Origin of the sequence: Anabaena sp. AL09, from assembly GCF_001672255.1 — a bacterium.
GTDB classification, from domain to species: Bacteria; Cyanobacteriota; Cyanobacteriia; order Cyanobacteriales; family Nostocaceae; genus Dolichospermum; species Dolichospermum lemmermannii.
In genome coordinates, this window is the sequence record NZ_LJOQ01000022.1 from 1 (window position 1) to 5,301 (window position 5,301).

Annotated in this window: 3 protein-coding genes; 1 reads left to right on the forward strand and 2 read right to left on the reverse strand. The window is 39.9% G+C overall.

The genetic code is table 11. The features are described 5' to 3' along the window. Positions 1-470: 470 nt before the first annotated feature. Positions 471-1,760: a homoserine dehydrogenase gene (locus AN490_RS04005; RefSeq protein WP_300000293.1), complete on the reverse strand. Its 1,290-nt coding sequence runs from the start codon at positions 1,758-1,760 to the stop codon at positions 471-473. Positions 1,761-1,891: 131 nt separating this feature from the next. Beyond that, positions 1,892-3,283, reverse strand: a complete 1,392-nt coding sequence (gene petH, locus AN490_RS04010) for a ferredoxin--NADP reductase (RefSeq protein ID WP_300000210.1) — start codon at positions 3,281-3,283, stop codon at positions 1,892-1,894. Between the two features lie 814 nt (positions 3,284-4,097). Here petH and AN490_RS04015 point away from each other — a divergent pair. Next, positions 4,098-5,099, forward strand: coding sequence for a phosphoribulokinase (locus AN490_RS04015; RefSeq protein WP_300000212.1), 1,002 nt, complete (start codon positions 4,098-4,100; stop codon positions 5,097-5,099). Positions 5,100-5,301: the final 202 nt, after the last annotated feature.

A 5,301-nucleotide genomic window follows, 5' to 3' on the forward strand; every position in this document is an offset into this window, starting at 1 on the left:
TTTTGGTACTGGTCAGTTATTAGTGACCTTATCAGGGACATCTGGATTTACCAGCGCCAATGCGAATATCAACCTCTTTGGTGGTGCTTTCTTGTTCAATTAAAACGAACTTTAGCTAGAAGACAGGGAATCAATTCTCTGTCTTCCTGATTTATACTAAACACGGTTGAGACATGGACTTTTACAAAATTACGAAAAACCTAGATTTGTAGGGGTTTAGCAGTGCTAAACCCCTACCCACTTAAATCAAATTATTAAGCCGTGCTAAGTATACATCATCACCCCATAATGTTTCGCTAAAAAACGCAAAAACGCCAACGGGAAAAAAGAGATTTATGGTATTGACAAACAATTTTAAAAATGTTATCATGAAATTGATAAGGAAGAACTATCTTGTTGTTAATTAAGAATAGAATGACAATATCCCCGACTTCTTTGAGAAGTCGGGGATATTTTGATCTTTTTATGTTTCAAAGCACTCGTAATACGCTAGGAATACTGTCTATTGATTCCATTGCTTGAATTTCTGCCAAAGCTTCTCTAAAGTCCCCTTCCCGGACATTGTGGGTAACAACGACAATCTCGGCTAGTTCTCCCTGAAAGCCAGTTTGGACAACTGACTCTAAACTCACGCCATAATTGCCAAAACAAGTTCCCAATCTCCCAATCACTCCCGCTTGATCTTTGCTGAGGAAACGGGCATAAAAACGGGTTATTAACTCGGTAATGGGGGTAATTTGCGAGTAATGTTGATGTCTACAAGCGAGGAGAGGATTTGGTTTCGTGGTATTGGTTTTGAGGGTAGCAACAAGATTTAAGATATCTGATGATACTGCACTAGCGGTAGCCCCAGCCCCAGCCCCAGGACCGAATAACATCACTTGTCCTATCGGTTCTCCCTCGATCAGAATAGCGTTGTAAACACCGTTAATACTAGCTAAAGGGTGGCTGTGGGGAACTAGGGTAGGATGAACTCTCACGGAAAGTTGGGAGTTATCTTCATCTAAATGTTGAGCTATTCCTAGTAATTTAATTACGAATCCTAATTTAGCAGCATAGGCAATATCTGTTTTTGTAACTTGACGAATTCCTTCACAATGAACATCTTCCCGATTGATTCGCCCGTCAAATCCTAAAGATGCCAAAATAGCAATTTTATCTCCAGCATCTAAACCATCCACATCCGCTGTCGGGTCAGCTTCAGCATAACCCAATTTTTGAGCATCTGCTAAGACATCATCAAATTCACTACCTTCTGTTTGCATCCTGGTGAGGATATAGTTGGTTGTGCCATTGACAATGCCCATGATAGCGCTAATGCGATTAACGCTTAAAGATTGTTTCAGGGGTTGAATTACAGGAATACCGCCACCAACGGCAGCTTCTAGCAGCACATAGACACCTGCTTCATTAGCAGCGGTGAAGATTTCTGCACCAAATCGAGAAATTACGGCTTTATTGGCGGTAATTACGTGCTTACCATTTTTAATAGCTGCCAACATGAGTGTGCGGGCGGGTTCTAATCCCCCCATTAACTCTACAACTATATCTACGGCTGGATCATTAACAATGGCTTCTAAATCCGTAGTTATCACCTCTGATGATAATTCTACAGCTCTGGGTTTCGTGAGCGATCGCACACCCACCCGATATATTTCCATTTCCTGTAACAGCGGATGACGACCTACTTTGTCTTGCAACAATTGAACTGTCCCCGTTCCCACTGTACCTAATCCAAGTATTCCTAATTTAACAGCCACAGATTTTGCACCCACATGAAATTTACATAAAACAATTGTAGGCAGAGCCATCAGCCCTACCTACTAATTATCTGCTTTTAATTGTCTAATAACCAATGACCAATAACAAATGACCACTGACCAATAACAAATTAGTATGTTTCTACGTGCCAGCGGTGAGCTTTTTTTAAATCCTTTTGGTAATCACTCCAAACTACACCTTCTTTAGCCGCAGCAGCACTTAAAGCAGCATCAATACCATCTTCCATACCGCGCAAACCGCAGATGTAAGTGTGGGTTTTTTCGTTTTTAATCAACTGCCACAATGCCTCAGCGTGTTCCGCAACTCGGTCTTGGATATACATTCTGCCACCTGCGGGATTATTTTGTTCCCGGCTGATAGCATAGGTAAGACGGAAGTTTTTGGGATATTTCTCTTGCATTGCTTCCAATTCTTCTTTATAAAGAATATTGGGAGATGTTGGCACACCAAACAGCAACCAAGAAAATCCTTTAAATTGATATTCTGGGTTAGCTTTTCTTTCTGCATCCTTAAACATCCGCCACAGGTAAGTCCGCATTGGTGCAATCCCTGTACCTGTTGCTAACATGATTACATTAGCTTCAGGATCTTCAGGTAATAACATTTCTTTACCCACAGGACCTGTGATTTTAACATCATCACCTGGTTTGATTTTAGTCAGATAGCTAGAACAAACACCATAAACTGTTTCACCTGTTTCTGGATGCTTGTACTCTAACTGCCGAACACATAGGGATATTGTTTTATCATCGAGATTATCGCCGTGACGAGTAGAAGCAATGGAATAAAGTCTGAGTTTTTCAGGCTTACCATTTTTATCTACGCCAGGAGGAATAATCCCGATACTTTGACCTTCTAAATACCGCAAGTTGCCGGCAGATAGGTCAAACTTGAGATGTTGAACAATCCCAATTCCGCCCTCTTTAACTAAGGTTTCATTAGAAATACACTTACCAATAAACGGAGCATTAGGACGATAAATGTTCACAGGAACATCAGCATGAGCATCTTTTTTAGCTTTTGCTTGAGTCATGGTCTGGCCTTTTTTCTCCTTAGCTGGTGATTTAGCAAAGCCTTTAGCTTCACTAGCATTACTTACAGGTGTGGCTTTACCATGTTCCTCTTCATTAGCATTTACCTCAGCTTTAACTTCTGTGCTAACGGGAATGTCAGCAGTTGCTAATTCAACTATTTCGTTGACTGGCTGTGAATCTCTGCTAACTGTAATCTCAGCAGTTACCAATTCAACTTTGCCGTTGACTAGCTCTAAAGCTGTAACAGGTTGGATACTAACAATTTTACCGCCTAGGCGAGTGATCCGTCGCATTTCTTGATTCATGCGGTTGTAAGGTACTCTGATGAATACACTGCCACTTTTACGAATGGGGTAGTTGGTCTGATCAGTTTCTTCAGTCTGACGCAAACCCATCACTTCGTAAACGAAGACGCGGCTACCTGATTCTATATTGGCAGCACCCTCAACAGCACCTTGATTGTACATTCCTTATACCACTCCGATATTTACTTAACCGTTTATCAAAAAAAATCATTCCCATCCTTCTGCGAGCTTTAGTTTACCGGATTTTCGGATCACAAAACTAGCCATCTGGGAAAACAACATCATTAAAATACATGATGCCTTGCTCAGTCCACTCGCCCAAGACCAGTAGGTATGGCAAAAAACACACCTGTTCATCTTCTAAATTAGAGGATAAGTCTTTGCGAGAATGTTAATAGTGAATCACTTTAATCTTTTTTTATTGAACTACATCGCCTGAGACTTTATAAAAAAACATTTTACAGTATCTTGATACCGCAAAAATTCTGGATCTATGAGGACAAGGCTGTTTTTTAAGAAAAATATCCCCAAACTGCGTATTATAACTTAGTTTGGATACGCAAATATAGACGGTCTATATTATCGTACCATGATATTGCACTATTGAAGTTTATGATAAATTTATAGCTATTTCTCCTATTTTTCAATCTTTCCTCAAAAAAACTGTATCATCTGTGGCAGAATGTTAAACAGATAATTGCTAGGGAACTAGATTCTTTCTCAAGGTAAATCTTGTGAGAGTACACCCCCTTCTGTTAAAATCTAGGGCAACACTAAGATTAAATACTTACCAGCTATAAAATTAGGCTAATTAGGACGAGTAACTGCTATAGGCGGATAAGTTATTTGTTTAAATCTGTCATCGTTATGCTGGATAGCCAGAACGTGGGACGATACTTTTGGGGTAAGCTCCTAGATTCAAAATCTGCTGTGAGAAAAATTATTGATTGACACATTTAGTATTTAGAGGGAATTTATGACTAAGCCGGAACGCGTGGTACTAATTGGAGTAGCCGGAGACTCTGGGTGCGGTAAATCTACGTTTTTGCGTCGGTTGATTGATTTATTTGGCGAAGAATTTATGACAGTTATCTGTTTAGATGACTATCATAGCCTAGATCGTAAACAACGTAAAGAAACAGGCATAACTGCACTTGATCCCAGAGCAAATAACTTTGACTTAATGTATGAACAAATTAAGTCTCTTAAAGAAGGTCACGCAATTCATAAGCCAATTTATAATCATGAAACTGGCATGATTGATCCACCGGAATGGATTGAGCCAAATCATATTATCGTCGTAGAAGGGCTACATCCCTTGTATGACGAACGGGTAAGAGCGCTTCTAGACTTCAGCGTTTACTTTGATATCAGTGATGAAGTCAAAATTGCTTGGAAAATCCAACGGGATATGGCTGAAAGAGGCCACCGCTATGAAGATGTTCTCGCACAAATCAATTCTCGTAAACCTGACTTTGAAAAATTCATCGAACCGCAAAGAGAATTTGCTGACGTGGTTCTGCAAGTATTACCCACAAACTTAATTAAAAACGATACAGAACGTAAAGTTTTGCGGGTACGGATGTTACAACGGGAAGATAAAGAAGGCTTTGAACCCAGCTACCTGTTTGACGAAGGTTCAACAATTCAGTGGACTCCTTGCGGACGCAAACTGACCTGTTCTTACCCCGGTATGCAGCTTTACTACGGTTCTGATGTTTACTATGGTCGTTATGTCACAGTTTTAGAAGTAGATGGTCAATTTGATAACCTCGATGAAATAATTTACATCGAAACTCATTTGAGCAAAACATCTACTAAATATCAAGGTGAGATGACTCACTTGTTACTACAACACCGTGAATATCCAGGTTCTAACAATGGTACTGGTTTATTCCAAGTATTGACAGGTTTGAAAATGCGTGCTGCTTATGAACAGTTGACAGCTAAAGAAGCAAAACTAGCGGTTCAAGTCTAAAACAGCAGTTTGTGTCAAAGATTAGTGGAGGGAACAGTTGAATGTGTTCCCTCTTTTTTATGTCTGAATCAGGATGTCCAGGATTTGAGGATTTGCAGGATTGTTATTTGGATATTATTTGATTGTGGCAGAATTAAGTGAATATTTTGTCTGAATCAGGATGTCCAGGATTTGAGGATTGACAGGATGGTTATTTGCATAT

What these genes read in the sequence shown, in the direction of transcription:
- petH (WP_300000210.1), bottom strand. Translation starts at nt 3,283, where the DNA reads ATGTACAATCAAGGTGCTGTTGAGGGTGCTGCCAATATAGAATCAGGT.
- AN490_RS04015 (WP_300000212.1), top strand. Translation starts at nt 4,098, where the DNA reads ATGACTAAGCCGGAACGCGTGGTACTAATTGGAGTAGCCGGAGACTCT.